Source organism: Paraburkholderia sp. BCC1885 (assembly GCF_900996235.1).
Classification (GTDB): domain Bacteria; phylum Pseudomonadota; class Gammaproteobacteria; order Burkholderiales; family Burkholderiaceae; genus Paraburkholderia.
Window position 1 is genome coordinate 195,456 of sequence record NZ_CAAJGM010000285.1, and the last position, 26,805, is coordinate 222,260.

Sequence of the window (26,805 nt, forward strand, 5' to 3'; positions counted from 1 at the left end):
CGAGCGACTCAATCGCTTCAATTAAAGTAAATGACTGCATGCAATGCGGTGCAATTGAATGCGTATCATGTTAATGACACCCATGGCATAGCAATGCCGACAAGAAGGAGACCATCGCACCATGGCGATGAACGCGTGGCTGCCCAAGATTCAAGCGGGCAACGATCCAAAATATCAGGTCATTGCGCGAGCCTTTGCGCAGGCCATCCTCAACGGCCAGTTGCCGGCGGGCGAAAAACTGCCGCCGCACCGCTCGCTGGCGAGTGAACTTCACGTCACCACTGGCACCATCAGCCGCGCGTATGCCGAACTGGAGCGTCAAGGGCTGGCGAATGCGCGCGTCGGCGACGGCACCTACGTGGCGCAGGCGCGCGCGAGAGAGATGCCGGCGGGCGCGGCGCACGGCATGGTGCGGCCTGGCATGCCGCAACCGGCGGCGCTGATCGATCTGGGGCAAAACGTGCCGCAGTCGACCGGCGAGGCGGCCGCGTTGTGCGCGACGCTGCACGACATCGCCAGCGACGAGCGGCTCGCCGCCGAACTGCTGCAATACGCGCCGGAGGCGGGGTCGATGCGGCATCGCCTGGCGGGTGCGGCGTGGCTCGGACGCGCCGGCAGTCCGGCGAGCGCGTCGCGGGTGCTGGTGACGCAAGGGGCGCAGCACGCGCTGGCGTCGGTGCTGCGTGCCGTCGCGCGGCCAGGCGACACGGTGCTGGCGGAGGTGGTGAGCTATCCGGGCATCATCGCGCTCGCGCGGCAATTGCGGCTGCATCTGGTCGGCGTCGAAATCGATTCCGAGGGGCTGGTGCCGGCGGCGCTCGAACTGGCCTGCAAGTCGCTCCATCCGCGCGCCATCTTCTGCGTGCCGACTATCCACAATCCGACCACGGCGACGATGTCGGGCGAGCGGCGCGACGCAGTCGCCGCAATCTTGCAGCGGCACGGCGTGCTGCTGATCGAAGACCTGGTCCCCGCGATGCTGCTCGATGCGCCGCCGGAGCCGCTCGCGACCCGCATGCCGGATCAGTCGTTTCTTATTGCGGGGCTGTCGAAGTCAGTCGCGCCGGGCTTGCGGGTGGGCTATCTGCAGGCGCCGCCGGCATGGTGCTCGAAGATCGCGGCGGTGATCCGCAGCGATTGCTGGATGACCGCGCCGTTAATGGCGGAGGTGGTGTCGCGCTGGATCGAGAATGGCGAGATGGAGCGGCTCAATGGCCTGCAGCGGGCGCATATCGCCACGCAGCATGAGGCGGCGAGCGAGGTGCTGAAGGGCGTGGCGTATCGGCACGCGGCGACGAGTTCGCATTTGTGGCTGCCGTTGCCGGAGCCCTGGCGGGCGGCCGAATTCGCGGCGGCGCTGCGGCAGGAGGGCGTGCTCGTCAAGACCGCTGATAGCTTTGTGATTGGACGCAATGCTGCGCCGCATGCGATTCGGGTTTGCATGACCGGGGCGCCGTCCACGGAGGCGCTATCGCGCGGGTTGTCGATTATTCGGACTACGTTGGATCATGGGTTGGAGAGTGGGATGGCTTCTTCTTATGCGCCTTGAGGTGATTTTACCCTTCGGCGGTTTGATGGCTTTAGCGGTCTTTTATAAAGGAATACGAATTAATAAGCGATATGCTACGTGACGCTTTTACGCATCCCGGTCCGGCATTGGTCATCGTCGCGGTGTGGCATGAACCGACACTGCCGAAGTAGCGAAACTCGCGCCGCGGGTTTCTCCCATTCGGAGCGGCCCATCAGACGAGCTAAAATCGAAGGCTTTGCCAGGCCGAGCCATGGGCTCGTCTGGATGATCGACATCCTCCGTACAGTGGGGCGCAATTTTGAATAGTCCACAGCAGCAAGAAGGCCTGAAGCGCGGGCTGAAGAACCGTCATATCCAGCTCATCGCGCTGGGCGGGGCAATTGGCACGGGCCTGTTCCTCGGCTCGGCCAGCGTGTTGCAGGCGGCTGGTCCATCGATGATTCTTGGTTACGCAATCGGCGGCGTCATCGCCTTCATGATCATGCGGCAACTCGGCGAAATGGTCGCCCAGGAGCCGGTGGCCGGTTCGTTCAGCCACTTTGCCTACAAGTATTGGGGAGATTTCCCGGGCTTTCTGTCGGGCTGGAATTACTGGGTGCTCTACGTGCTGGTCAGCATGGCCGAATTGACGGCGGTCGGGACCTATGTGCATTTCTGGTGGCCGGGCGTGCCGGCGTGGGTGTCGGCGCTGGTGTGCTTCGTAGGCATCAACGCCATCAATCTGGCTAATGTGAAAGCCTACGGCGAAACCGAATTCTGGTTTGCCATCATCAAGGTGGTGGCGGTGATCGGCATGATCCTGTTCGGCGGCTATCTGCTGATTAGCGGCCACGGCGGCCCGCAGGCATCGATCACCAATCTTTGGGTCAACGGCGGCTTCTTCCCGCACGGTTTCCACGGTCTCTTCATGATGCTGGCCGTGATCATGTTTTCGTTCGGCGGCCTCGAGCTGATCGGCATTACGGCGGCCGAAGCGGACGAGCCGCGCAAGAGCATTCCGAAAGCGGTGAATCAGGTCATCTACCGGATTCTGATTTTCTACATCTGCTCGCTGGTGGTGCTGCTTTCGTTGTATCCGTGGAATCAGGTGGCCGCGGGTGGCAGCCCGTTCGTGATGATCTTTTCGCAGATCGGCTCGAACGTCACGGCCAATGTCCTGAACGTCGTCGTCTTGACGGCGGCGCTGTCGGTTTACAACAGCGGCGTGTACGCGAATAGCCGCATGCTCTACGGCCTCGCGGAGCAGGGTAATGCGCCGCGCGCGTTGATGAAGGTGGATCGGCGCGGTGTGCCGTATCTGGCCATCGGGCTGTCGGCGCTTGCGACGTTTGCCTGCGTGGTGATTAACTATCTGATTCCGGCGCAAGCGCTCGGTGTGCTGATGGCCCTGGTGGTGGCGGCGCTGGTGCTGAACTGGTCGCTGATCAGTCTCACGCATCTGAAGTCGCGCAAGGCGATGGTGCGGGCCGGTGAGACACTGGTGTTCAGGTCGTTCTGGTTCCCGGTCAGCAACTGGATCTGCCTCGCATTCATGGCCATGATTCTGGTGATTCTTGCGATGACGCCGGGGCTGTCCGTATCCGTATGGCTGGTGCCGGTGTGGTTGCTGGTGATGTGGGCCGGTTATGTGGTCAAGCGCCGACGCGCGGGCGCGGTGGTTCGTGCAACGCGATAATTTATGACCATCATGGCCTGACCCGCCGACGCGCGTGGGGCGGCCGAGGCGCGTGACTTGTGTCACGCAGACCAGGTCGCCAACCACGTGACCCTAGCGCCGGTTTGCAGGTGGCCTATGTAGAATGCACGGAGGTTATCCGCTCTGGAACTCTCCGTGCCCGCATCTTCGTCCAATCCTTCAGATGTTCTCGCTGCATTGCGCGCGGCGACCGCGCAACGTCACGCCATACTCGATTCCGCGATGCCGCTTGCGAAAGCGCAGCCCACCATCGCCGATTATCGTGACCATCTGACGCTGCTCAAGGCGTGGCTCGGCCCAATCGAAAACTGGCTAGCCGGTTTCGCGGACGGCCCACAAGATCCGCGCACACTGACGCCGGTACGGCGTCTGCCGCTACTCGAAAGCGATCTGGCGCACGACACGATCGCGTCGTTGCGCGTGTCATCAAGCGAGCCGCTGCCGTGTCTATTTCCTCCCGCTCAAGCTGACCATCACGCTGCGTACCGCTGGGGCGTGTGCTATGTCGTCGAAGGTTCGCAACTGGGCGGTGCTGTGCTCTACAAACAGTTGCATGCACAACTGTCGCCGCATCCGTTGCGCTACCTGGCAGGAGAAGGAGAACCGGTGGGTCCGCGCTGGCGCGGTTTCGTTCAGGCACTGGAACAGCACGTCACGGACGAGACTGCCGTGCGGCGCGCCTGCGAAGGCGCAATTCAAACCTTCGACAGCCTGATTGCACTTTTACCGACGGCAATTGAGATCGCGCCGGCTATTTTTACCGGTCACGCCGGTGCCTGAACGCGAATGTTACGCACGGTAATCGCGCTGCATCGCGTTTGCGAATTATTTCAGGCATACCGAACATTGCGGCTCCAAACCGTGCAGTCAACATTTCGCGTTTCGGGTAAAGTTTTGCTCTATGGACAGACCTTCCCGAGAACAGGCTGCAGCCTCCGCCATCGATCCGGCTTCGGTGTTCGATCTGCTGCCCGATGCTTACCTCATTCTTGACGAGCAACGGGTCGTCGTCCTGGCGAACGCGCGTTATCGGCGTCTGCTCGGCGTGACGCTGGCCGAGATTCAAGGGCGCTCCGTCTACGAGATCAACCAGTTCGGTTCCGGGCAACAGCGCGACGAGCGCCGTGCGTGGCTCATGGATGCGCTGGACAACCTGGCGCCCGGAGAAACGCGTCTGTCGCCGCTACTGCGTTACGACATGGCGGCGCCCGGCCTGGAAGCCGGCAGCCCCAACGTGCGCTACTGGCAGGTCAAAGCCAGTGTGGTCGCGGCTGGAGCGCCGCAAGGGCAATTGATCGCGCTATGTGTGCTCGATGTCACCGCCAGCACCGCGGCCAACGAGCGCAATCAGCGCGAGCGCGCCAAGCTGCGCTCGCAGGCGCGTCTGCGGCAGGTGCTGGTCGAAGAAGCGGCCGCCCAGCTGCGCGATCACCAGGAGCAGTTCCAGCAGGCGCTGGCGTTTGCACATGTCGGCGCGTGGGAACTGGATCCGCAAACGGGTGCAATCGATTGCACCGCGCAATGCAAGGCCAATCTTGGCCTGCCGTCCGAGGTGGCGCTCGACGAACAGCGCTTCTTTACCGACCTCGTCTATCCCGACGATCGCGCCCGCGTGCGCGAAACCATGCTGCATGCGGTGGAAAACCGTGAGCCGTTCGAAGTCGAATACCGGGTGGTCTGGCCGGCGCAATCCGTGCACTGGATTCTGGTGCGGGCGGCGGGGCGTTATCTGCCGGACGGCGCGCTTAAATCGATGCTCGGTTTCACGCTCGACATCACCCGTCGCAAGGAAGCCGAACTCGAACAGCAGGCCATCGCGCAAGCCGAGAAGCGTGCCCGCGAAGAAAGCGACCGCGCGGCGCGCGCCATGGATCATTTCGTCACGGCGGTGAGCCACGAACTGCGTTCGCCGCTCGGCGCGATCCTCTCGTGGACGGCGTTGCTGCAGCGCGCGGGCGATGCCTCACACGTAATGCGTGCAACCGACGTGATCGAACGCAACGCGCGGCAGTTATCGCACATGGTCGACGACCTGCTGGACAGCGGCGCGATTGCCACCGGCAAGCTGTCCGTCAACCGGCAACCGGTGGATCTCGGTGCGCTGGCCGGCAACGTCGCGGAAGACATTCGCATGAAAGCGGAGGCGAAAGGGCTTTGCCTCAAGGCGGACGAGATCCGCTCCTGTCTCGTGATGGCCGACGAGAGCCGCATGAAGCAGATCGTGTGGAACCTGCTGTCGAATGCCGTCAAGTTTTCGGCGAGCGGCACGGTCGAACTGTCGGTCGGCGTGAACGGCAATATGGCGGAACTGCGTGTGCGCGATAGCGGCTCGGGCATCGAGGCCGAGGCGCTGGGCAGGATCTTCGAGCGGTTCGAGCAGATCGGCGCGGAGGGCGCGGGGCGGGTCGGCGGCCTGGGCCTGGGGCTATGGCTGGTCAAGCACCTGGTTGATCTGCATGACGGCAAGGTGTTTGCCGAGAGCGCCGGGCGCGGACACGGCGCCACGTTTCATGTCCTGTTGCCGCTCTATCAGTAACGGCCTGGATAGAGCAGCGTGCTTCGGGAGTATCCGATCACTCGGTATAGGGCGGCGGTTCGTTCAGGACTGCCCAGAACATGCCGAGGTCGCTGATGGCGGCCATGAAGTCGTCGAACTCGACAGGCTTCACCACATAGGCGTTCACGCCGAGATCGTAGCTGCGCAGTAAATCTTTTTCTTCACGCGACGACGTCAGCATCACGACCGGAATTCTTTTCAGCCGCTCGTCGCCGCGGACGACTTTCAGCACCTCGTGTCCGTCGATCTTGGGCAACTTCTTGTCGAGCAGAATGACGGCTGGATTCTCGTCCGTGCGGGCGGCCCATTGTCCTTCGCGGCGCAGATAATCGAGTGCTTCCGCGCCGTCCCGAACCGAGACCACCGGATTCGCAAGACGCGTCTTTTCCAGCGCGATCAGCGTCAACTCGATATCGTTGGGATTGTCTTCCACTAGCAGGATGGGTCGTAACACGCTGCATTCCTTTAGCTTGACTGCTTTTGATCCGTATTGGGGTCTTCGATCGACTCTGGACGCGCTTCTTTCCCGGCCTCTTTCGAGGCTTCTCTTCCAGCGTCCTTCGGCACCGGCCTGAACGGCTGGCCGGGCGTCAACGCCGCCAGGCGGGCCACGGCCGCCGCGGTCTCGTCGTAATCCGCCGATTCCGCGGTGAAGACCTTCGGCAAGGAAAAATATACCGTCGCGCCCTTGTCGACCTCGCCGACTGCCCAGGCTTTACCGCCATGCCGCTCGACGATTCGTTTGACACTGGCGAGTCCGATGCCCGTGCCCTCGAACTCCTCGAAACGATGCAGGCGCTGAAACACGCCGAATAGTTTATCGACGTAGCGCATATCGAAGCCGACGCCATTGTCGCGCACATAAATCACGTGCTGTTCGGCCAATTCGCCCGTACCGGCCTCACAGCCGATTTCGATGACTGGATGCCCGTCGGGCGCACGACGATGCGCGCTAAATTTTACCGCGTTCTCCAGCAGATTTCGCAGCACGACATGTACCAGGACCGCGTCGGCCGTGACCTGGCCCAATGCGCCGACGCGCCACTCGATCTGCCGCTCGCCGGATTGTTTCAGATCGTCGGCGATCAGGCTGTCCACCAACGCGCGCAGATCGACGCTTTGCGGACGCAGCGCCGCGCGGCCCATCTGCGAGAAGGCCAGCAGATCGTCCACCAGTTCGCCGCCGAAACGCGCGGACGTGGCGATGCGTTCGACAAAATGCTTGCCGCGCTCGGAGAGCCGCGACGATTCCATCTCGCTCAGCAGATCCGCGAAACCGACGATATGCCGCAGCGGCGCGCGCAAATCATGCGACACGGTGTACGAAAAGCCTTCGAGTTCCTTGTTGGCGCGGCCCACTTCCATGGCCAGTTGCGCGAGTTCTTCCGCGCGGCGCAGCACGATACCCAGCATCGCCGTGCGAAATTCCGCCGCGATTTCCAGCTCGGCGGGGCGCCACGGCTGCGAGCGGCCGTGCACGGTTTCGGTCCAGGCGTCGAAGCTCTCGCGCGGCGAGAGCGAGGCCGAGAGCGAGGCGAGTTTGCTGCGCGGATCGCCGGCCCATTTCACCGTGCGGATCACTTCGGCGCGAAACCAGATGATGTAGTTGCGAAACAGCTTCGAGATCGATACCGAGAGAAGGCCGGCACTGTCCGGTTCGATGGGCACAGCGCGCTCGACCGCGAGAGCATCGGTCGAATAGATGTCGTCGGGCCGGGTGTCGAGCCAGCTCACCAGCGTCTCGATCTCGGCTGCGGCGGGCGTCGCGCCGATCAGCACCGTGCGCCCGTCGAACACGATGGCCGCGCCGGTGGCGTCGGTCAGTCCGAGCAATTCCTTCGGGTCTTCGGCGAGGGCATCGATAAAGTGTTCGGTATTGGCCATCGCGGCAAGCAGACGCGATTGCCGCCGCCGCAATTCGATACTGTATTCGGCCTCTTCGCGATCTTCCTTGGCTTCGACCTGCAACGACAGCACCTGGGCGATATGTTCGCAGGCCGTGCGCACTTCGAACGGCGGCACGCGCGCTGCCGCGTCATGGCAGGAGATCAAGCCCCACAGCCTGCCGCGCACTACGATTGACATCGACATGGAGGACCATGTCCCCATGTTTTTCATGTACTGCACGTGCACCGGCGACACGCTGCGCAGCGACGAATACGTGAGATCGGTCGGCTGTCCGGTGCTCGGATGCAGCGCGGGCACGAGCGCCGCGGGCGCGTAGTCGGCATCCGCGATCAGGCGGATGCGGTTGCGCACGTAGAGCGCGCGCGCCTGGGCGGGGATGTCGGAAGCCGGGAAATGCTGGTCGAGATACGACGGGTAGCCCGGCTCCGAGGCCTCGGCGAGGACGTGTCCGTGCCCGTCCTGATCGAAACTGTAGACGAGCGTGCGGCCGAAGCCGGCGATGCGATGCACTTCCTGCGCCGCGAGCGCCGCCAGCCCGTCGACGCTCTGCACTTCCTGCAGACGGTTGATGAACGTGCGCACCAGCGGGTAGATCGACGCAAACACGTCGTTCGTGCCGCGGGCGGGTTCGAGTTCGATCAGGTTGATGCCGTTCAGGCGGTGCACGACAACCGCGAGCGGCGTGGCGGGTTGGCCGCTGGCGCTGCGCGGATCGTCTATCGAGCCTGCGTAAAGGGGGACGCCTTCGGTTTCGAGCGCGCACAGGGCGTTGAGCGCGAGCTCCGCGGTCGCCCCTAGGACGCGTTCGAGCGGTTGCCCGAGTAGTTGCTGCGCGGTGGCGCCAGCAAGGGCCGAGATGTTGTCGCTTACCTGCAGCACGGTGCCGTCGTCGGCCACGCTGATGAGGAACCCGTGTGGCTGGATGCCGCCAGGAATGTGGATGGGCTCGCTGGCGCAGTCGGATGTCGCGACCGGGCCGTTTGTCATGTCTGTCATGCTCGCTCCGTGCGGACTCGCTGATATTCTCGCATAGACGCGTGAATTTGCAGGGCGGGGGGGCGTGCTTGCGTGGCAAGCATTGAGTGCCACGGCGAGTGACGCTAAGCCGTGTCGATGCTGAAAAGAGGGGTGGTGCCCAGGGCCGGAATCGAACCGGCACGCCTTGCGGCGGGGGATTTTGAGTCCCCTGCGTCTACCAATTTCACCACCTGGGCTTGTCTTGCGACACGTGCGCATGGGGTTGCGCGCGGCGGGAGACGCAGATTATGGCCGAAAATGCGACGCCGGGCAAGTTGGCCGGCGTCCGCGGCTCATTGACCGCAAACCTCGGCTTCACGCCGGACCTCAAACCGTCCGCGAGAACCGCTCCATGGTCTGCTGCCCGAGATACCGGTCGAACACCATCGCGATGTTGCGCACCAGCATCCGCCCGGCCATCAATACCTCCAGCTTGCCCGCGCTGACCGACACCAGTCCATCCGCGGCGAAACCGCGCAGCCGTTCCAGTTCCGGCGCGAAGGTTTCGGTGAAGTGGATCCCATAGGCCGCCTCGAATTCGTCGAAACGTAGTTCCAGGTTGCACATCAGCTGAGTGATGATGTCGCGGCGCAGGCGGTCGTCGGCGGTGAGGCGCACGCCGCGCGTGATGGCCAGGCGTCCCGCGTCGATCGCCGCCGCGTAGCCGGGCAAGTCCTTGGCGTTCTGCGCATATACATCGCCCACCTTGCCGATCGACGACGCGCCAAAGCCGATCAGATCGCATTCGGCGCGCGTGCTATAGCCCTGGAAATTGCGCTGCAAGGTGCGTTGTTGCTGGGCGCGCGCCAGTTCGTCGGTGGGCAGCGCGAAATGATCCATGCCGATATACACATAACCCGCGCTCGTCAGACGCTCGACCACCAGCCGCAGCAGTGCCATCCGCACGGCGGGCGAAGGCAGCGCGGCGGCGTCCATCTGCCGCTGCATTTTGAAAAGCTGCGGCATGTGCGCATAACCGAACACCGAGAGACGATCCGGCGCGAGTTCGAGCATGGTGTCGAGCGTGCGGCTGAAGCTGTCGACGCTCTGATGCGGCAGGCCATAGATCAGATCGACGCCGACGGAATGAAACCCCGTCGCCCGCGCGGCATGCATCACCGACGCAGTCATTTCGAGCGGCTGGATACGGTTGATGGCCTGCTGCACCACCGGATCGAAGTCCTGCACGCCGAGACTCAGCCGGTTAAAGCCGAGCGTGCGCAGGTGCGCGATGGTTTCGGCCGATGCCTCGCGCGGATCCACTTCAATCGAAAACTCACCCGATGCGTCCGGATTCAGCGTGAAGTGCTGGCGGGTGGCCGCCATCAACTCGGCCATCTCCTCGTGGGAGAGGAAAGTCGGCGTGCCGCCGCCCCAATGCAGTTGCGAAACCGGCCGCGTGGTGTCGAAGCAGGCCGCCTGCAACGCGAGTTCACGCTTGAGGCGCTCCAGATACGGGCGCGCGTGGGCGCGGTTTTTTGTCGCTACCTTATTGCAGCCGCAATAGAAGCAGACGGTGTCGCAGAACGGAATGTGGAAGTAGAGCGAGAGATCGGTCGCGGCGGCGCCTGGATCGGCGGCGGCGCGCCGGTAGTCGGCGGCGGCGAAATCGTCGCGGAACTGAAGCGCGGTTGGGTAGGACGTATACCGTGGGCCGTTCGCGCTGTACTTGGCGAGCAGGTCGGGGCGAAACAGGGTGTCGGCGGTGGTCATGGGCGGCTCGGTGGGCGCCACGCCGGGAGTCGCGAAGCGGCCCATGGGTGGTCAACGAGACCGCGTGCAACGGGCAGGCGCCTCTTGAACGTGGCCTTTCGTAACTGTCAAGTTTACGTGAGCGTCCCCGGCCTGCATTGCGTAAAAAGGTCGCACGCGCTGCGGTGGCACAATGCAGGGTTGGCGTGCCGCAGCGGTATCGCCAGTGCGTGTTGAGACGTTTCAGGAAGAGTGTGGTGACTGTCGAATCTCCGTTTCATGTTGCCGGTCATGCGTGCCGTCCGGATTGCGGCGCGTGCTGTATTGCGCCGTCCATTTCGAGTCCGATTCCGGGCATGCCGCACGGCAAGCCGGCCGGTGTGCGTTGCGTGCAACTCGGCGACGACCTGCGCTGCGCGATCTTCGGTCAGCCCGAACGGCCGGCGTGCTGCTCCGGTTTGCAGCCGCAGGAGGAAATGTGCGGCACAACGCGCTCCGAGGCGCTTGCCTGGCTCACCCAACTGGAATCGCTGACGCAACCTGTTGCGCGAGGCGCCTGATCACGACCATGATTCGATGCCCGCGACGGGTTGCTTGACCTACCCGCTTTGACCAGCCCGCTTTTGACCCGCTTAACCGGAGAATGTGCATGACCCAACCCGTTGCGCCGACCCGGCGCCGATTCCTGCTCGCAGCCGGCGCGGCTGCGGCCGTGACGCTGTCGCTGGCCGCTTGTGCGGCGTCGACGTTCCCGTTCATCCCGTCGCAATACACCTTCTCGCAGCAGCAGGTGCAGGAGGCGGTGCAGCGCAAATTCCCGTATCAGCGGACGATGTCGCAAGTCTTCGACGTCGCCCTGGCCAACCCGGTGGTCGGCTTCCTGCCGCAGAGCAACCGCATCTCGGTGCGGCTCGACGCGCATCTCGCCAGCCCGTTCCTGCGCGAGCCGGTGGACGGCGTGTTCACCCTGTCGAGCGAACTGGCTTATGACGCCGCGAGCAAATCCGTGGTGCTGAAGTCGCCGAGTGTCGACAGCGTGAATGTCGGCGGCGGCGCCCAGGCCTACACCCAGCAGATCAACGCAGCCGCCGCGGTGCTCGCCACCCAGTTGCTGACCAACTACCCCATCTACACCTTCAAGCCCGAGCAATTGCAATTTGCGGGCGCGAACTACGAACCCGGTACAATCACTATCCTTACAAACGGCATACGCGTGCAAATCGTCGAGAAATGACGCGCGTGCGGCCGCCAGGGCCGCGCGTTGCCTGCCGGAGCCGCCCTGATTCGACAACCATTGGCGATGAGGGGAAGAAATGGACTGGTTACTGGCGGCCAAGGCGCTGATACTCGGTGTCGTCGAAGGCCTGACCGAATTTTTGCCGGTATCGAGCACGGGCCACCTGATCGTCGTGGGCAGCCTGCTCGATTTCGATGGCGAGCACGCCAAGACTTTCGATGTCGTGATCCAGCTCGGCGCGATTCTGGCGGTGTGCTGGGAGTATCGACGGCGCATCGGCAATGTCCTGACCGGTCTGCCGGCGCGGCCTGACGCGCGGCGTTTCGCACTCAACGTGGCGATTGCGACCATTCCGGCGGTGGTGCTCGGCCTGCTGTTCGAAAAGAGCATCAAGGACGCGCTGTTTTCGCCGCTGCCGGTGGCCTATGCGCTGGTGGTGGGGGGCCTCGTGATCCTGTGGGCGGAGGCGCGTCAGCGTGTCCGTGGCGCCGCGCCGGCGCGCGTGCAGTCGATTGACGCGCTGGGTCCGCGGGATGCGTTGAAGGTGGGTCTCGCGCAGTGTTTCGCGCTGATTCCGGGCATGTCGCGGTCGGGTTCGACCATCATCGGCGGCATGCTGTTCGGCCTCGATCGAAAGGTCGCCACCGAGTTTTCTTTTTTCCTCGCCATGCCGATTATCTTCGGCGCGACGGCCTTCGAACTGGTGCGCGGCTGGCATCTGCTGTCGGCCGATGCGCTGGGAATGTTCACGCTCGGTTTCGCCGCCGCGTTCGTCAGCGCCTTTGCCTGTGTGCGCTGGCTGCTGCGCTATATCGCGGCGCACGATTTCACGGTGTTCGCGTGGTATCGGATCGCCTTCGGCCTGCTGATCCTGTTGCTGGGATATAGCGACGCGCTCGACTGGTCAGATTAGCTGCCGCTGCGTCGTTTGAAGACCAGATCCCACACGCCGTGGCCGAGCCGCAGACCGCGGCGCTCGAATTTCGTCACCGGACGGTAGTCGGGGCGCGGCGCATAACCGTCCGCGGTGTTTTCCAGAGCGGGGTCCGCACCCAGCACTTCGAGCATCTGCTCGGCGTAGTTTTGCCAGTCCGTCGCGCAGTGCAGATACGCACCCGGTTTCAGGCGCGAGACGAGCAGCGCGACGAATTTCGGCTGAATCAGACGGCGCTTGTGATGCCGCGCCTTGTGCCACGGATCGGGGAAAAAGATATGCACGCCGTCGAGGCTATCAGGCGCAATCATGTGCTCGAGCACTTCGACCGCGTCGTGCTGGATGATGCGGATGTTCGACAGGTTCTGCTCGCCCATTAGCTTGAGCAGCGCGCCGACGCCCGGTTCGTGTACCTCGACGCCCAGAAAATCGTCACCGGGACGATGCGCGGCAATTTCCGCCGTCGTCGCGCCCATGCCGAAGCCGATTTCCAGCACGCGCGGCGCCGCGCGCCCAAAGGTCGCGTTCCAGTCGATTTCCTGCGGCGTGTAGGGCAGCACGAAACGCGGACCGAATTCGTCCATGGCGCGGCGCTGGCCGGTCGAAACCCGCCCGGCGCGCGTGACGAAGCTGCGGATGCGGCGCAGACGCAGCGCTTCTTTCGGATCGCCCGACCCGGTGGTGTCGTCGACGTCAGCGCCAGCGGCTTGCGGCGTGGACGGTTCGGGATTGGCGTCGTCGGCGGTCGGGGGGAGCTCGCCTGGCTGGCCGGCGTGGTTCGGATCGTGGGTCATCTTCGATGGCTACAAGGGTAGCGGCAAGGGTGAGGGCGGCTGGGCGGCGCTGTCCGCACTGGAAGGCGCGACGGCGCCGATCGCCACGTTACCGCCCTCAGTACGAAAAAGCCGCCTTCGTGGAGGCGGCTCTCGTGCTGGAATTCCGCTGACGGTCAGCTGAATGTGGAGCGGGCGATGGGAATCGAACCCACGGCTCTAGCTTGGGAAGCTAGGGTATTACCATTATACGACGCCCGCAGAGCGCGCTATTTTACGCGGGATCGGGGCGTTTAGGCAAATGAAGGCGGGCGGGGCGGGTTGGAAACGGGCAAAGGCGATGGGTCCGTGAGCGTCTTGCGGGCGTGGTGGCCTGAAAACCTGTCGCCCCTTGCCCGCGCCAGCAACATTGCCCGTTGACTTGCGCAGTCCCATCCGGTTCGCCATATGCAACTCTCTGAATTAACGAAAAATTCAATGCCGTGTTATGTGGTCTGGTATCTGCGCCTGGTTGTATGGCACCGCGTTTCGGCAAAGTCAATAATTTAAATTTACCGTCAATAATCACGTCCCGGATCTCACGTGATTATTGACGGTGCCGATTGAAGGCCGCGCATAGGAACAAGAATAATTATCTAAAAAGCATAGCTAAAACAGAGGCAACAAGTGCGGAGCCAGAAGCCGCGCCAGACCTTGCATAGCGGCCCGTTCTATGCATGCCTGAATCGCCCCGTCAAAAATGCAACCCAAACCGCATTCAGAATGAAAACCCCAAAAAAATATTAAAGATCCGTGAATTCACACCGTATACATCCTTAGCACCATTTCAAATTATTACTGAGAACGGAGTGATCTGAATTTGTCAAGCGGATCTCCAGGGTAATTCGACGAATACGTGCTCGCAGGAAACAATCGAGGTCAATCCAACCAACTGGCATGGACTTGCGGACTTAGGCGGCCGCGCTTGCCTGATAAAACAAATGAATATGAAAAACAAAGCAATATTGACGGTATCTCTGCTCGCATCGCTGGTTCTGGCGGCATGCGGTGGCGGAGGCGGGGGTTCCAGTTCGGCGGCGGCGCCGGCTGCAAGCAGTGCGTCGGCACCGGCCGTCGCAAGCGCACCGGCTGCGGCCAGTGCTCCGGCAGCGAACACGCCCGCCGTCGTCGGCGAGCAGTTGCCGAGTCTGAGCAGCCCGCAGGCTGGCTCCACTGCGGCAACCTCCAACGGCGTGGTCGGAATCTGGTCGACCACATCGGGCATTGCAAAGACAACGGCCTTCATCGATCCGCAGAACAACCTGTCCTTCCTGAGCGGCTTGGGCACGGTGGCGACGTCTGAGTTCTTCGGCGTCATCGCGCCGAGCGGCTCGGCCTGGACGTTGACGTCGGGCGCTGAGTTCGACTCCTTTATCCTGAACACGGTGACATCGGGCTCAGGCACTTTCACGGCCAACCAGACGTTCAATGGCAGTTACACCGTGGGCACCGGCACGCCGAGCATCGCGTGGACGTATGATCCGGCGAACGCGCTCGCGGTGAGTCAGTCGACGGTGGCCGGCACGTGGGCCGAAACCAATTCGTCCATCACGATCACCAGCAGCGGCGCCGTCACCGGCACGCTGAGCAACTGCCCGGTTTCCGGAACGATGCTGCTGGCCACCGCCGGTTCCAGCCAGAATCTCTACACGCTGAGCCTCACCACCGGCACGAACACGTCGTGCGCGACGCCGAACGTGACGCTGTCGGGCAATGCGGCGATTGTGTTCCTGCCGATCCAATCCAGCTCGTTGTATCAGCGCACGATTTTGTACACGCTGCACACGGCGAACAACAGCGCCGTCGCCTACGGCCAGGTGTCGCCGCAGCAGTAAACAACGCATCGCATCATTACGCCGCCGTCTTCTTATATAGACGGTGGCGCTGGCCGCTGCGCGATGTATGCCGTGCAGCGGCGCTAATTGCCGCGCCGACCTCCGGCGCGCGTGATCTTTCTATAACAGTAGATTTCCAGCCACGTCTCCGACGGAGCACCGCGCCCTCGGGCGAAGCGGTGCATCGACCTGCCGCCACGGCCGTGCATCCCGGCGTCGACGGTTACAGCGCTTTACACAACGCGTCACATTACAGAGACCTGTCACACATTCCCGCCTAGACTTTCTTCTGACAACAGAATTTCAGGTCGCGCCGGCCAGCGCGATGCAGCCCGCAAGTCGCGGTGAGGCAGGAGTCGGAGAGTGAAGAAAAACCGCAGGATCGCCCCTGTTCTGAGATGGCCCGCCGCGTTGTGCGGATTGACGCTCGCGTGCGCGGCTCACGCCCAGGAATTCTCTCTGCTTGGCGGCGCGTTGCGCGCCGATCAGCCGGGCGAGGGTTCATACTCGTGGGGCTTTACCTATTTGCAGGCGCTCGACGAATACAACGCCATCAGCTATTCGTGGCTCAACGAAGGTCATCTGCAGGATAACCATCGCGATGGCCTTGCGCTGCAGTACTGGCGCCGCGCGTCGTTCTTCGACCGGCGGCTGTCGCTGGCGGCGGGCGTCGGTATCTACAATTTCTTCGACACGATTGCCCACGACGACGGCAAGCCTTATGTCGACGGTCACGGCTGGGCGCCCATCGTGAGCATCACGGCCACGTGGTACACCGACGCGCGCTTCTTCTATCAGTTGCGCGTCAATCAGGTGCTGGCGACGCAAAGCTATAAGACCACCAGTGTTCTGTTCGGCGTCGGTTATGAACTCGATGCGCCGAACGGCCACGGCGCGCTCAGCGGCGCAACCAGGCAGAGTGTGTCGAGCGGCGACCAGATCACCGCACTGGCCGGCTGGACCGAGGTGAACAGTTTGAGCTCGCCGGGCGCGATGGCGGAAAGCGTCGAGTACCGGCATGGCTTCGGCGCGTATTTCGACGGCACGCTGAGCTGGATCGACGAAGGCCATACGCCGCTCAACACGCGCGACGGCGTGGCTGCGCAGGCGTGGCTGCGCCGCAGTTTCTTCGACGACAAATTGACCCTGGGTGTCGGCGCCGGCCCGTACTTCGCGGTCGACACGCACCGCAGCCCGGACGGCCAGGATACGGGCGGCCGGGTGTCGATCCTGCTGACGATGTCGGCGGCCTATAGCCTGACGAAGCACTGGATCGCGCGAGCCTCGTGGAACCGCGTCATGACCACTTACGACAAGGACAGCGACATCTACCTGGGCGGCATCGGCTACCGGTTTTGAGGCGCAAAAAAAACGCCACATGAGGCTACGGCGGCGTGCCGCGCCGCGTAACCGCACTATCTACGCGCAAAACGGCCCGGCGTGAGCGGGCCCGCTCGGAGTCTCAAATCACGAAATACGTCAGCTGCACGGCGGCCCGCGTGACGATCATCAAAAGCACCTGCACGATCACGAACAGCAGGATCGGCGAGAGGTCGATGCCGCCCAGATTCGGAATCACCCGGCGCAGCGGATTCAGAAACGGCGCGGTGAGCTGAAACAGAATCGGCATGGCCGGCGAGCGCGGATTGAGCCACGACAGCAGCGCCATCAGGATGGTCAACCAGATGATCAGGTTGAGCGCCCATTTGACGACGGTCAGCAGCGCCACGATCAGCAAGGTGGGCCACAGCGCGAGCGGGTCGACGCCGGTCACGGCCACCATCAGCATCACATAGACAACCGCCGCGATCAGGGCGGCGATGATGCTCGCCCAATCGATGCGGCGCGTACTCGGCGCGATGTGCCGCAACGGCAGCACGATCCAGTTGGTGGCGTGCAGCACGGCGTTCGAAACCGGGTTATACGGTGGCAAGCGGACGACTTGCAGCCACGCGCGCAACAGCAGCGCCGCGCCGAACAGGGTGAAAACGGTATTGAGCAGAAAACGGGCGATATCGCCGAACATCTCGTGTCCTTTCCTTCAGGGTAGCGTCCGGTGAAAGCCGGACGCCGGGCGCCGGCGCGTCATGGTGAGCACGCCGGCGTGTTCATGAGTTTCAGTACCGTGCGCTTGCCGGGCGCGCCTTGCGGCGGGACGTCAGCGCTTCGCAGCGGACGTCACATTATCACGGCTTACTTGACGCTAGTACCCGCTGACGCCTGATTCAGCGCTCGCGAGAGGGATTCTTCCACGGCGTCCGAGATGGCGTCGAGCGTCGTCGGCGGCGTGGCGCGGCGGCGCGCCAGTTCGACCGCGCGCCGGGTCATCAGCCCGTACAGCGCGGCGTGGTCGCCGCCGAGCTCTTCGAGCAGGGCGAGCTGCTTGCGCACCACGCCCGTATCGCCGCGTGAGACCGGGCCGGCGAGGGCGTCCGGCAAGCCTTTGTCGCGCGCCGTCTGGATCGTGCCGGCGAGCATGGGCAGCAGCGCGCGCAGTGCGTCGTCCTCGGCAAAACCGAGCGTGCGCCACAGCGCCACGCATTCCGCGAGGCTGCACAGCGCAAAGCTGGCCGCGTAATGGGCGGCGCCGTGGTAGAGCATGCGGCCGCCGGCGGGAATCGACAGCGGGTGGCAGTCCAGCGCCTTCGCGAGCGCCGTGAGGACTTCCTTGAGCGCGCCGTCGGCCTCGATGGTGATCGAGCAGCCGCGGATGCGCTCCATATCTGCGAGTTCGCCGCTGAACAGGTAGAGTGGGTGAAAACCACCGGCCAAAACGCCTTGCTCGCGCGCGGGCGCCAGCAACTCCACTGGCGAGGCGCCGCTGCAATGCACCAGCGCGCGCAGACGCCCGGTCGAATCCGCTGAGCCATTGAAGCGCAAAGTGTTCGCGGTCGAACCGATGCTGTCATCCGGAACGGTTAGAAAGACGATATCGGCGGCGTCGGCAACCTGTTGCGGGCTGTTGCAGGCCGTGCAGTGCGCGATCTGACCGGCAAGCCGCTGCGCCGATTCCGGCGTGCGGCTCGCGATTGCCGTAACCGGATAGCCGGCCCGGGCGAAGCCGAGCGCGAGGCAGCGGGCGAGGCGCCCCGCGCCAATGAAGCCGAGACGCGGCAAGGAAGGCTGAGACATGGTTCCGGCTTTGGGCGGCATAGCAAACATGAACGGAATAAAACTGGAGTATCGCGCATTCATATAGTGGTCGCGAGCCGAAGGCGAACGGCAGACCGGATGGAGCGATGAGCGGCAGGCGTGACGGCGCTATCCTCAGATCAATTTTGGCGCCATATGGCGCGCGCAGTGGGTTATCCGCCCGCGCGATGCCCGCAGGCCCAAAAACTGCTCACAATGATTTTGGTCGAAGAAGTGAAGGGTTGCTGTCGGAATTTTTTATGTCGCGCAGTCAGATTCGGGAGGTGGTTATGAGCATCTTTTCTTACCGAAAGCACTTGCGGTTCTTGACTCATTCACAACGCCGCCGCTGGTGGGATCAAAAAAAGCGCCTCACGCCACGCGTCAAGATCAGTGGCGCGTATGTTCCGCCCAATGTCACACGCGAGTTCACTTATGTAAAAGTGGGCTGAGGACTACCCCTTTAAGGGCAAGGGATGCCCGGCCACCGCGCCGGGCATTTCACGTTTACAGTGTGGCTTCGCGTTTTGCTGCGTTTCGGCCGGCCTTCAGTGCGGCAGCGATTGAAGTGAATTTGTAATTAAAGATTACCGGTATGAGTGCGCCGAGGTCCCGGCAACCGGTAAAACCCACGTGGGGCAGCGGCTGGTTCGGCGCAAACCCTTAGTTTTCGAGAGGTTGCGGGTTTTTCGCATGCGGCAACAAATCGCTGCGCATTTCAGTGCTTATACACCAATTGCAATTTGCAACAAATGGGCACACCGTTACCGATCCTTTTTCGATACATTGAATCTCATAGCATGCATGTCATGCGACACGGTCATCCGGCCGCGCTTGGAGAAGAAACATGAAAAAGATTATTCCGCTTGTTGTTGCCGCTGCACTGGGTGTGGGCTTCGCTTCCGCTGCGGAGGCGCACGTGTCGGTAGGTATCGGGATCGGTATTCCTGTGGCGCCGGCTTATCCGGTTTATGCCGCACCGCCGCCGGCCTATTACGCGCCGCCGCCGGTCTATGCTCCGCCGCCGGTTGTCGTGGTGGGCGGTGGTTATGGCTACTACGGCCATCCGTACTATCATCGCGGCTATTACGGCCGTGGTTATTACGGACATGGCGGTTATGGCCACGGCGGCTACCGTCACTATTAATAGCAGCGGGCAAGTTGTGCGTTGAGGAGGCTGCAAGTCTCTGACGCACAGCCTGCTGGTGCCCAAGGTTAGCGAAGAAAACAAAACGGCGTAATGCGGGCTCCATTGCCTGCGTTACGCCGTTTTCATTTTGCGGTAGAAGGGATGCGCTATAGGTCTAGTTCAGTCCATAAGGTATCGACGCGCCGTTTCACCGCCGCGTCCATTTCAATGGGGCGCCCCCACTCTCGATCCGTCTCGCCTGGCCATTTATTGGTGGCGTCTAAACCCATCTTCGAGCCGAGTCCCGCTACCGGCGAAGCGAAATCCAGATAATCGATAGGCGTGCGATCGACCAGCACGGTGTCGCGCACCGGATCGATGCGGGTCGTGATGGCCCAGATCACTTCCTTCCAGTCGCGAATATTCACGTCCTCATCCACCACGACGATGAACTTCGTGTACATGAATTGCCGCAAGAAACTCCATACGCCGAACATCACCCGTTTGGCATGTCCGGGGTAGCTTTTCTTCATCTGCACGATCGCCATCCGGTAGCTGCAACCTTCCGGCGGCAGGTAGAAATCGGTGATCTCGCTGAACTGCTTCTGCAGCAGCGGCACGAATACTTCGTTGAGCGCCACGCCTAGCACGGCGGGCTCATCCGGTGGTTTGCCGGTGTAGGTGGAGTGGTAGATCGCGTCGCGGCGCATCGTGATCCGCTCGACGGTGAATACCGGGAACCATTCCTGTTCGTTGTAGTAGCCGGTGTGGTCGCCATAGGGGCCTTCGAGCGCGTGCTCATACGCGGCGCTGGCGCCTTTCGAGGGCCGCGGCGGCGCGCCGGCCGGAGCGGCCGCGGGCGTACCTTTCTGCGGATAGATGAAGCCCTCCAGCACGATCTCGGCGCGCGCCGGCACCTGCAAGGTATCGACGCCGGGCGTGATGCACCTGGCGAGCTCGGTGCGGCCGCCTCGCAACAGACCCGCAAACTGGTATTCGGAGAGCGTGTCCGGCACTGGCGTGACCGCGCCGAGGATCGTGGCCGGATCGGCGCCGAGCACCACGGCGACAGGGTACGGCTGGCCGGGATTGCGCAGCGCGAATTCGCGGAAATCGAGCGCGCCGCCGCGATGGGCGAGCCAGCGCATGATGACTTTGTTACGTCCGATCAATTGCTGGCGATAAATGCCGAGGTTTTGGCGGCTCTTGTTCGGGCCGCGCGTGACGGTCAGGCCCCATGTAATCAGCGGCCCCGCGTCGCCCGGCCAGCAGGTCTGAATGGGCAGTTTGGCGAGGTCGACATCGGCGCCTTCCCAGACGATTTCCTGGCATGGCGGAGAGCTGACCGTCTTCGGCGCCATGTCCCAGACCGCCTTGGCGAGCGACAGCAGCTTGCCGGCGTCCCTGAGGCCCTTGGGCGGCTCCGGCTCCTTGAGGGCCGACAACAGGCGGCCGACGTCGCGCAGCGACTCTAGCGCGCCGCTATCACCGTCCTCGTCGCCGCTGTCGATCCCCATGCCCAGCGCGACCCGCCGCGGCGTGCCGAAAAGGTTGCCGAGTACCGGGAACGCATGCGTCTGCCTGCTCTCAAACAACAGCGCGGGGCCGCCGGCGCGTAGCACGCGGTCGCACAGTTCGGTCATTTCCAGCACGGGGGAGACGTATTGCGGGATACGGCGTAGTTCGCCAAGCGTCTCAAGGCGGCCAGCAAAGTCGCGCAGGTCTTTGTATTTCATCGGTCAGGAGCGGAGCCGCGTCGGGCGGCGGGAAAGTGGGGCGCGACAGGCTTTCGGCGCGCATGAACTATTGTCGATTTTACCTGCGTTACTTAGCGCACGCTCCGGCACTGAATCTGTAACTGACCGGAGAGGCGCATGGTGCGCGGGTTTCGACCACCTGAACACTGTTCATTATTACAATTAGTTATAGATTTGCGGTTCTATAGTGTTGACGATCTATTAAACCCTGCTAGAATCCGGACACATTGGTTGCAGGGCGTGAACCTTTTTACCACCGCCCCCCGGTCCTTACGACGCAACGCGTCACCGCTTACCGACCCCCCTGCACGGTATTTGACGGCCTTTGTTGCAGTTCTCACCAGCGCGACCTGGCGCTGGTTTTTCGCGTGGGAGCCTTTGCGTTCGTGCTTTTTAAGCGCGGCGCCGAGTTGTTCCGAGATGGCTCCCCACCGACGGTTATGCCGTATTCCCGACGCCGCTGCTGCCCTAACCAGAGCACGCGACGTCTTGACTCTGCGAACGTGTTTTGATGCCGGCTCGACCGGTGGGGTTCGCAGATCATGCAAGATGGGAGATCTGAATGAACGCCTGGTTAATGTGGCGTCCCGACGAGAAGCTCGCGCAAGCCATGCGCGCAGTCTTGCGTCGCGGTACGCGTGTGAGTCATCACCTGTTCAGCATTGTTGGCGGTTCCGCCATCCTGCTGGCGCTCGCGCTGTGGCTGTTGCCCACCCTGCGCGGTACGCTGGCTGCCAAGCTGATGCCGGTCATTTCTGCCGCTGTGCAGGCCGGTCCCGCCCGTCTGTTGCAGGGCAACCCGCTGCCGTCGTTTGCGCCCTCCAATGGCGTGCCGTCCGACGATCCGCTGTCCGCCGACGCGGCCGGCAGCGACGCCAGCAATGGCGCAACCAGCAACACGAGCTATGACGGCGCCTTCGACGGCAGCGGCACCAGCGGTCTCGGTGTCACCGCGTTCAACGCGCTCGATCCGCATTCCGTGCAAAGCATCAACGCCTTGGCGCGTCTGATTCCGTCGCAGCGTGTGGCGGCCGACGCACGCGACGACCGCGTGCTGGTCTCCACTCGCGAGCAGGATCTGGTGGCTTCCTACCTGGCCCGGCGCTACCGCGTCGCGCAGGAACCGGTGAGCGAGCTCGTCAAGGCGGCGTTCGACACCGGTCGCGAAGTCGGTCTCGATCCGCTCCTGCTGCTGTCCGTGATGGCGATCGAATCGGGCTTCAACCCGTATGCCGAAAGCGGCGTGGGCGCGCAGGGCCTGATGCAGGTCATGTCCAAGGTTCACTCGGACAAGTTCCAGTATTTCGGCGGCGAAAGCGCCGCGCTCGATCCGCTTGCCAACATCAAGGTTGGAGCGCTCGTGCTGAAGGATTGCATCGCGCGCGGCGGCACATTGCCGGGCGGTCTGCGTCTGTACGTCGGCTCGTCCACGCAGGACGATGGCGGCTACGGCGCGAAAGTGATGGCTGAACGCAGCCGTCTGCGCGACGTGGCGCGTGGCCGCAAGGTGCCGATCAACGCACCGCAGGCACCGGTCACCACTACGGCGTCAGTGGCGGCGCCGGCTGCTGCGGCACCGGCCAAGCGCGTTCAGGTCACGCTCGACGGGGCGCATCCGTTGACGGTGAACACGCCGGTCAAGGCCCCGGAGCAGGACGACGACGCCAGCGCGACGGCCACCAAGCGTGCCTCGACGGCGGAGCTGGGTGCCTGAGCGATTTTTTGCCGACGTTGCTGCTGCGCCAAGCAGGTCAGTTCCAGACGGGCACAAGCGGCACACCAATACGAAAGGCACCCGAGGGTGCCTTTTTTCATGGCATTGATGCTTCTCGCTTACCAGGATGATGCTCGCCGGGGGTCCCCAAACTTGCGAGCATTGGCGGGCCGGTCCTTGACCCGACGATTCGGCTCAGCGCCCGAAGAACCCATGCAAACGCTCGACCGCTTCTTCGAGCTTCGCATACGCCGTCGCATAGGAAAGGCGAATATATGAGCGCGGCGCGTGAACGCCGAAATCCATGCCCGGCACCAGCGCGACACCGGCGTCGTGAAGCATCGCTCTGGTGAGCGCGGCGCTGTCGCCGGCGGCCGCATGGGCGACGTGGTTGCAATCCGCGTACACGTAAAAAGCGCCGTCCGGCATGACCGGGACCGCGAACCCCAGCGATTCGAGCGCCGGCGCGATGAAGTCGCGGCGCCGCTTGAACTCGAGACGGCGCGCTTCATAGATCGCCAGCGTGTCCGGTTCGAAGCACGCAAGCGCCGCGTGCTGCGCCAGCGCCGAGGCGCAGATGAAGAGATTCTGCGCGAGCTTCTCGAACGCCCCGATCAGCGAGGGCGGCACCACCAGCCAGCCGAGTCGCCAGCCGGTCATGTTGAAGTACTTAGAAAAGCTGTTGACGGTGATCACATCCTCGCCGAACGACAGCGCGGAGACCGGCGGCTCGCCGTAGCTCAAGCCTTGGTAAATCTCGTCGACGATCGTGAAGCCGCCGCGCGCACGCACTGCCTCGACGATGCGCTTCAGTTCCGCCGGCTCGATGGAGGTGCCGGTGGGGTTCGACGGCGACGCGAGCAGCACGCCACGCGTGCGCTCGTTCCAGAGGCGCTCGACGTCCGCAGCGGTCAACTGGAAACGTTCGGCGGGGCCGCTCGGCACCAGCACCGGCTTGCCTTCCGCGGCGGCGACAAAGTGCCGGTTGCACGGATAGCAGGGATCGGGCATGAGCACTTCGTCGTCACGGTCGACTAACGCCGCGCACGCGAGCAGCAATGCGGCCGAAGCACCGGCGGTGACCACGATTCGCGCCGGATCGACGCGAATGCCATATGCCTGCTGATAGTGCCCGGCGATCGCCTCACGCAGCGCGTGCAGGCCGAGCGCGCTGGTGTATTGCGTGACGCCACGGCGCAGCGCGCTCGCGGCCGCTTCGATGACCGGCTCGGGGGCCGTGAAATCGGGCTCGCCGATTCCCATATGGATGATGTCGCGCCCCTGGCGCTCCAGCAGCGCGGCTTCCTTGGCCAGCTCCATCACATAGAAAGGCTGGATGGCGTCGACGCGCGCAGCGAGCCGCACCAATGGTTCGGTCACGGAGTTCATACGGTCAGTACAGTAAGTGCAATTTCGAAACCGCGGCGGGCGTCATGCAAGACACACATGCCCGCTGCGATCCTGCCAGGCGCGGCAGGGTGCGGCTGGGCCTGGCAGGGTTTGGCAACAACGCGGCGGCCTAGTGCTTGCGGGCCGCCTGCGTTTCGTCGACGCGCAGTTGCGCCGCCAGCTTGTCCAGCACGCCGTTCACGTACTTGTAGCCATCCGCGCCACCGAAAGTCTTGGCGAGTTCGACGGCTTCGTTGATGACCACGCGGTACGGGATGTCGACGTGATTCTTCAGCTCGAATGCCGCGACGAGCAACACCGCGCGTTCGACCGGCGACAACTGCTCGATCGGGCGGTCGAGACACGGCGTGAGGTCGGCGGACAGTGCTTCCGAGTCGCGGATCACGCCGTGCAGGAGCGCGTTCAGATGCTCGAGATCGGCCTTGTCGAAGCCTTGCGCGCCGCGCAACTGCGCGTCGATCTCGCCGCCGGGCGCGCCCGACAGCAGCCACTGATACAGCCCCTGCGTGGCCAGTTCGCGGGAACGTCGGCGAGCGCTCTTCATGCCTGTTCCTCTTCGTCGTCCTCGTCTTCTTCCTCGTCGTCGCCGCCGAGCTGTTCGAGCGCGACCGCGAGGTTCGCCATTTCGACGGCCACGCGCGCGGCGTCACGGCCCTTTTCGGTCATGCGCGCAACGGCTTGCTCGTCGTTTTCGGTTGTCAGCACGGCGTTGGCAACCGGAATGCCGAAGTCGAGACCGACGCGCGTGATGCCGGCGCCGCTTTCGTTCGACACCAGTTCGAAGTGGTAGGTCTCGCCGCGAATTACCGCGCCGAGCGCGATCAGTGCGTCGAACTGGGCGCTTTCGGCGAGCTTTTGCAGCGCCAGCGGGATTTCCAGCGCTCCCGGTACGGTGACGAGCAGCACGTCTTCACCGGTGACGCCGAGGCGTTCGAGTTCTTCGATGCACGAATCCGCGAGGCCGTTGCAGACGGGCTCGTTAAAGCGCGCCTGGACGATGCCGATGCGCAGGCCGTCGCCGTCGAGGTTCGGTTGGTATTGTCCGATTTCCATAGTCAGTCCGTAGTGTTGTTTGAGTAAGCGCCAAGGCGCGTGATGGGTCGGACCGGCCTTGCATTGTGCAGGCCGGTCAAGGCGGTTATGGCGTCTGGCTGGGGCAGCCCGGCATCGGCACGAAGCCGGTGACTTCGAGACCGTAGCCCGACATGCTGCCCAGCTTGCGCGGGTTCGACAGCACCTGCATCTTGCCGACACCCAGTTCGCGCAGAATCTGCGCGCCGATGCCGTAGGTCTTGAAGTCCACCGGACGGCGCTTGAGCGCGTCGGCTTTGTCTTTCGAATCGAATGCCTTGAAGACGTCGATCAGGTGATCTTTCGAATCGCCGCAGTTCAGCAGCACCACCACGCCGAGATCGCGTTCCGCGATCTCTTTCATGGCGGCGTCCAGCGTCCACGAATGAGTGGACGTGCCGACTTCCAGCAGATCCAGCACCGACAGCGGTTCGTGCACCCGCACCGGCGTTTCGCGGTCCGGCGCGGGCTTGCCACGCACCAGCGCGATGTGCGGCTGGCCGCTCGGCTGATCGAGGTACATAACGGCGCGAAACGGGCCGTGCGCGGTTTGCATGGTGCGCTCGCAGATGCGCTCCACGATGGATTCGGTGCGGCTGCGGTAGTGGATCAGGTCGGCGATCGTGCCGATTTTCAGGCCGTGTTCCTGCGCGAACTCCATCAGGTCGGGCAGGCGCGCCATGGTGCCGTCGTCCTTGATGATCTCGCAGATCACCGCGGCCGGCGTCAGACCCGCCAGCGCCGTGAAGTCGCAGCCGGCTTCGGTGTGGCCGGCGCGCACCAGCACGCCACCGGGCTGCGCCATGATCGGGAACACGTGACCGGGCTGCACGATATGCTCGGCGCGCGCGTCGTGCGCGACGGCGGCGAGGATGGTGCGGGCGCGGTCCGCCGCCGAAATGCCCGTGGTGACGCCTTCCGCCGCTTCGATGCTGACCGTGAACGCCGTGCCGTACTGGGTGCCGTTGCGATACGTCATCAGCGGCAGGTTCAACTGCTTGCAGCGCTCCTGGGTGAGCGTCAGGCAGACGAGCCCCCGGCCATAGCGGGCCATGAAGTTGATCGCTTCCGGAGTGACGAATTCGGCGGCGATGACGAGGTCGCCCTCGTTTTCGCGGTCTTCTTCGTCGACGAGTATCACCATCCGGCCGGCTTTCAGTTCGGCGATGATCTCTAATGTGGAGGAGAGCGTCATGTTGGCGAGAAGTTCGGGAAAGCGCGTATTTTACGCCACGCGCGGGCCGGCGTCGTTCATCCGGATGGGATAGGCCGTTTGGCAGCGGGACGGACGGCATCAGGCGGCTGTAATCCGGCGAAAGCTGACTCTACCCGGCATTCGGTAGACTGTTGCATCTGTCATGCAGTAAATCAGC

At 63.4% G+C, this 26,805-nt stretch carries 23 protein-coding genes and 2 tRNA genes; 12 read left to right on the forward strand and 13 right to left on the reverse strand.

The genetic code is table 11. The features are described from left to right. The first annotated feature begins 121 nt into the window (after positions 1-121). The 4 genes from FQ755_RS36885 (at position 122) to FQ755_RS36900 (ending at position 5,763) form a co-directional block, all read left to right on the forward strand. A complete protein-coding gene (locus FQ755_RS36885) occupies positions 122-1,549 on the forward strand; it encodes a PLP-dependent aminotransferase family protein (RefSeq protein WP_144163122.1) in 1,428 nt (475 codons plus the stop codon). 280 nt (positions 1,550-1,829) lie between these two features. Beyond that, positions 1,830-3,206: an amino acid permease gene (locus FQ755_RS36890; RefSeq protein ID WP_144163124.1), complete on the forward strand. Its 1,377-nt coding sequence runs from the start codon at positions 1,830-1,832 to the stop codon at positions 3,204-3,206. Positions 3,207-3,362: 156 nt separating this feature from the next. Then, positions 3,363-4,007, forward strand: a complete 645-nt coding sequence (locus FQ755_RS36895) for a biliverdin-producing heme oxygenase (protein ID WP_260859038.1) — start codon at positions 3,363-3,365, stop codon at positions 4,005-4,007. 121 nt (positions 4,008-4,128) lie between these two features. Next, complete coding sequence (locus FQ755_RS36900; RefSeq protein WP_144163128.1) at positions 4,129-5,763, forward strand: ATP-binding protein; 1,635 nt, start codon at positions 4,129-4,131, stop codon at positions 5,761-5,763. Between the two features lie 37 nt (positions 5,764-5,800). Here FQ755_RS36900 and FQ755_RS36905 read toward each other — a convergent pair whose 3' ends face one another. The 4 genes from FQ755_RS36905 to hemN form a co-directional block, all read right to left on the reverse strand. Next, the gene (locus FQ755_RS36905) at positions 5,801-6,238 is read right to left on the reverse strand and encodes a response regulator (protein ID WP_144163130.1); all 438 of its coding nucleotides are present in this window, start codon (positions 6,236-6,238) and stop codon (positions 5,801-5,803) included. Between the two features lie 11 nt (positions 6,239-6,249). Beyond that, on the reverse strand, positions 6,250-8,688 hold the full coding sequence (locus FQ755_RS36910) for an ATP-binding protein (protein ID WP_144163132.1): 2,439 nt from the start codon (positions 8,686-8,688) through the stop codon (positions 6,250-6,252). Positions 8,689-8,821: 133 nt separating this feature from the next. After that, positions 8,822-8,906: transfer RNA gene (locus FQ755_RS36915), tRNA-Leu, on the reverse strand. Between the two features lie 130 nt (positions 8,907-9,036). Then, on the reverse strand, positions 9,037-10,422 hold the full coding sequence (gene hemN, locus FQ755_RS36920) for an oxygen-independent coproporphyrinogen III oxidase (protein ID WP_144163134.1): 1,386 nt from the start codon (positions 10,420-10,422) through the stop codon (positions 9,037-9,039). A gap of 236 nt (positions 10,423-10,658) precedes the next feature. Between hemN and FQ755_RS36925 the strand changes: the two genes are divergently transcribed. From FQ755_RS36925 to FQ755_RS36935, 3 genes are all read left to right on the forward strand, one after another. Further along, positions 10,659-10,961: a YkgJ family cysteine cluster protein gene (locus FQ755_RS36925; protein WP_409937809.1), complete on the forward strand. Its 303-nt coding sequence runs from the start codon at positions 10,659-10,661 to the stop codon at positions 10,959-10,961. An 89-nt stretch (positions 10,962-11,050) separates the two neighbouring features. Continuing rightward, positions 11,051-11,635, forward strand: a complete 585-nt coding sequence (locus FQ755_RS36930; RefSeq protein ID WP_144163138.1) for a DUF1439 domain-containing protein — start codon at positions 11,051-11,053, stop codon at positions 11,633-11,635. Between the two features lie 79 nt (positions 11,636-11,714). Then, positions 11,715-12,551 carry an undecaprenyl-diphosphate phosphatase gene (locus tag FQ755_RS36935; protein ID WP_144163140.1) on the forward strand — a complete coding sequence of 279 codons (837 nt, stop codon included), beginning with the start codon at positions 11,715-11,717 and terminating at the stop codon, positions 12,549-12,551. Here the strand turns inward: FQ755_RS36935 and trmB are convergent. Further along, positions 12,548-13,366: a tRNA (guanosine(46)-N7)-methyltransferase TrmB gene (trmB, locus tag FQ755_RS36940; RefSeq protein ID WP_144163142.1), complete on the reverse strand. Its 819-nt coding sequence runs from the start codon at positions 13,364-13,366 to the stop codon at positions 12,548-12,550. The two genes, FQ755_RS36935 and trmB, sit on opposite strands and share 4 nt — an antisense overlap. Before the next feature lie 166 nt (positions 13,367-13,532). Then, positions 13,533-13,606 (reverse strand) — tRNA-Gly (locus FQ755_RS36945). Positions 13,607-14,331: 725 nt separating this feature from the next. Between FQ755_RS36945 and FQ755_RS36950 the strand changes: the two genes are divergently transcribed. Both FQ755_RS36950 and FQ755_RS36955 read left to right on the forward strand, forming a co-directional pair. Next, positions 14,332-15,219, forward strand: a complete 888-nt coding sequence (locus tag FQ755_RS36950; RefSeq protein ID WP_313957493.1) for a hypothetical protein — start codon at positions 14,332-14,334, stop codon at positions 15,217-15,219. 363 nt (positions 15,220-15,582) lie between these two features. Then, the gene (locus FQ755_RS36955) at positions 15,583-16,578 is read left to right on the forward strand and encodes a hypothetical protein (protein ID WP_144163146.1); all 996 of its coding nucleotides are present in this window, start codon (positions 15,583-15,585) and stop codon (positions 16,576-16,578) included. Positions 16,579-16,681: 103 nt separating this feature from the next. On the opposite strand, the gene FQ755_RS36960 is transcribed toward FQ755_RS36955, so the two are convergent. Together FQ755_RS36960 and FQ755_RS36965 are read right to left on the reverse strand one after the other, a co-directional pair. Then, a complete protein-coding gene (locus FQ755_RS36960) occupies positions 16,682-17,245 on the reverse strand; it encodes a YggT family protein (protein ID WP_144163148.1) in 564 nt (187 codons plus the stop codon). Positions 17,246-17,412: 167 nt separating this feature from the next. Next, positions 17,413-18,372, reverse strand: coding sequence for a Rossmann-like and DUF2520 domain-containing protein (locus tag FQ755_RS36965; protein WP_409937811.1), 960 nt, complete (start codon positions 18,370-18,372; stop codon positions 17,413-17,415). A gap of 86 nt (positions 18,373-18,458) precedes the next feature. Here FQ755_RS36965 and FQ755_RS36970 point away from each other — a divergent pair, with 86 nt between their 5' ends. After that, positions 18,459-18,803: a hypothetical protein gene (locus FQ755_RS36970; RefSeq protein ID WP_144163152.1), complete on the forward strand. Its 345-nt coding sequence runs from the start codon at positions 18,459-18,461 to the stop codon at positions 18,801-18,803. Positions 18,804-19,198: 395 nt separating this feature from the next. Next, positions 19,199-19,498: a hypothetical protein gene (locus FQ755_RS36975; protein ID WP_144163154.1), complete on the forward strand. Its 300-nt coding sequence runs from the start codon at positions 19,199-19,201 to the stop codon at positions 19,496-19,498. Positions 19,499-19,647: 149 nt separating this feature from the next. Here the strand turns inward: FQ755_RS36975 and FQ755_RS36980 are convergent, their stop codons facing one another. Then, positions 19,648-21,216: a UbiD family decarboxylase gene (locus FQ755_RS36980; protein WP_144163156.1), complete on the reverse strand. Its 1,569-nt coding sequence runs from the start codon at positions 21,214-21,216 to the stop codon at positions 19,648-19,650. Between the two features lie 583 nt (positions 21,217-21,799). Here FQ755_RS36980 and FQ755_RS36985 point away from each other — a divergent pair. After that, positions 21,800-22,951, forward strand: coding sequence for a transglycosylase SLT domain-containing protein (locus FQ755_RS36985; RefSeq protein ID WP_144163158.1), 1,152 nt, complete (start codon positions 21,800-21,802; stop codon positions 22,949-22,951). A gap of 195 nt (positions 22,952-23,146) precedes the next feature. Here FQ755_RS36985 and FQ755_RS36990 read toward each other — a convergent pair whose 3' ends face one another. From FQ755_RS36990 to ribBA, 4 genes are all read right to left on the reverse strand, one after another. Continuing rightward, complete coding sequence (locus tag FQ755_RS36990) at positions 23,147-24,340, reverse strand: pyridoxal phosphate-dependent aminotransferase (RefSeq protein WP_144163160.1); 1,194 nt, start codon at positions 24,338-24,340, stop codon at positions 23,147-23,149. Positions 24,341-24,470: 130 nt separating this feature from the next. Then, a complete protein-coding gene (nusB, locus tag FQ755_RS36995) occupies positions 24,471-24,905 on the reverse strand; it encodes a transcription antitermination factor NusB (RefSeq protein WP_144163161.1) in 435 nt (144 codons plus the stop codon). After that, positions 24,902-25,414 (reverse strand): 6,7-dimethyl-8-ribityllumazine synthase, encoded by a 513-nt coding sequence (ribH, locus tag FQ755_RS37000; protein ID WP_144163163.1) that lies wholly within the window; start codon positions 25,412-25,414, stop codon positions 24,902-24,904. Before ribH ends, nusB begins: the two co-directional genes overlap by 4 nt. Positions 25,415-25,499: 85 nt before the next feature. Next, positions 25,500-26,627 (reverse strand): bifunctional 3,4-dihydroxy-2-butanone-4-phosphate synthase/GTP cyclohydrolase II, encoded by a 1,128-nt coding sequence (gene ribBA / locus FQ755_RS37005; protein ID WP_144163165.1) that lies wholly within the window; start codon positions 26,625-26,627, stop codon positions 25,500-25,502. Between the last annotated feature and the right edge of the window lie 178 nt (positions 26,628-26,805).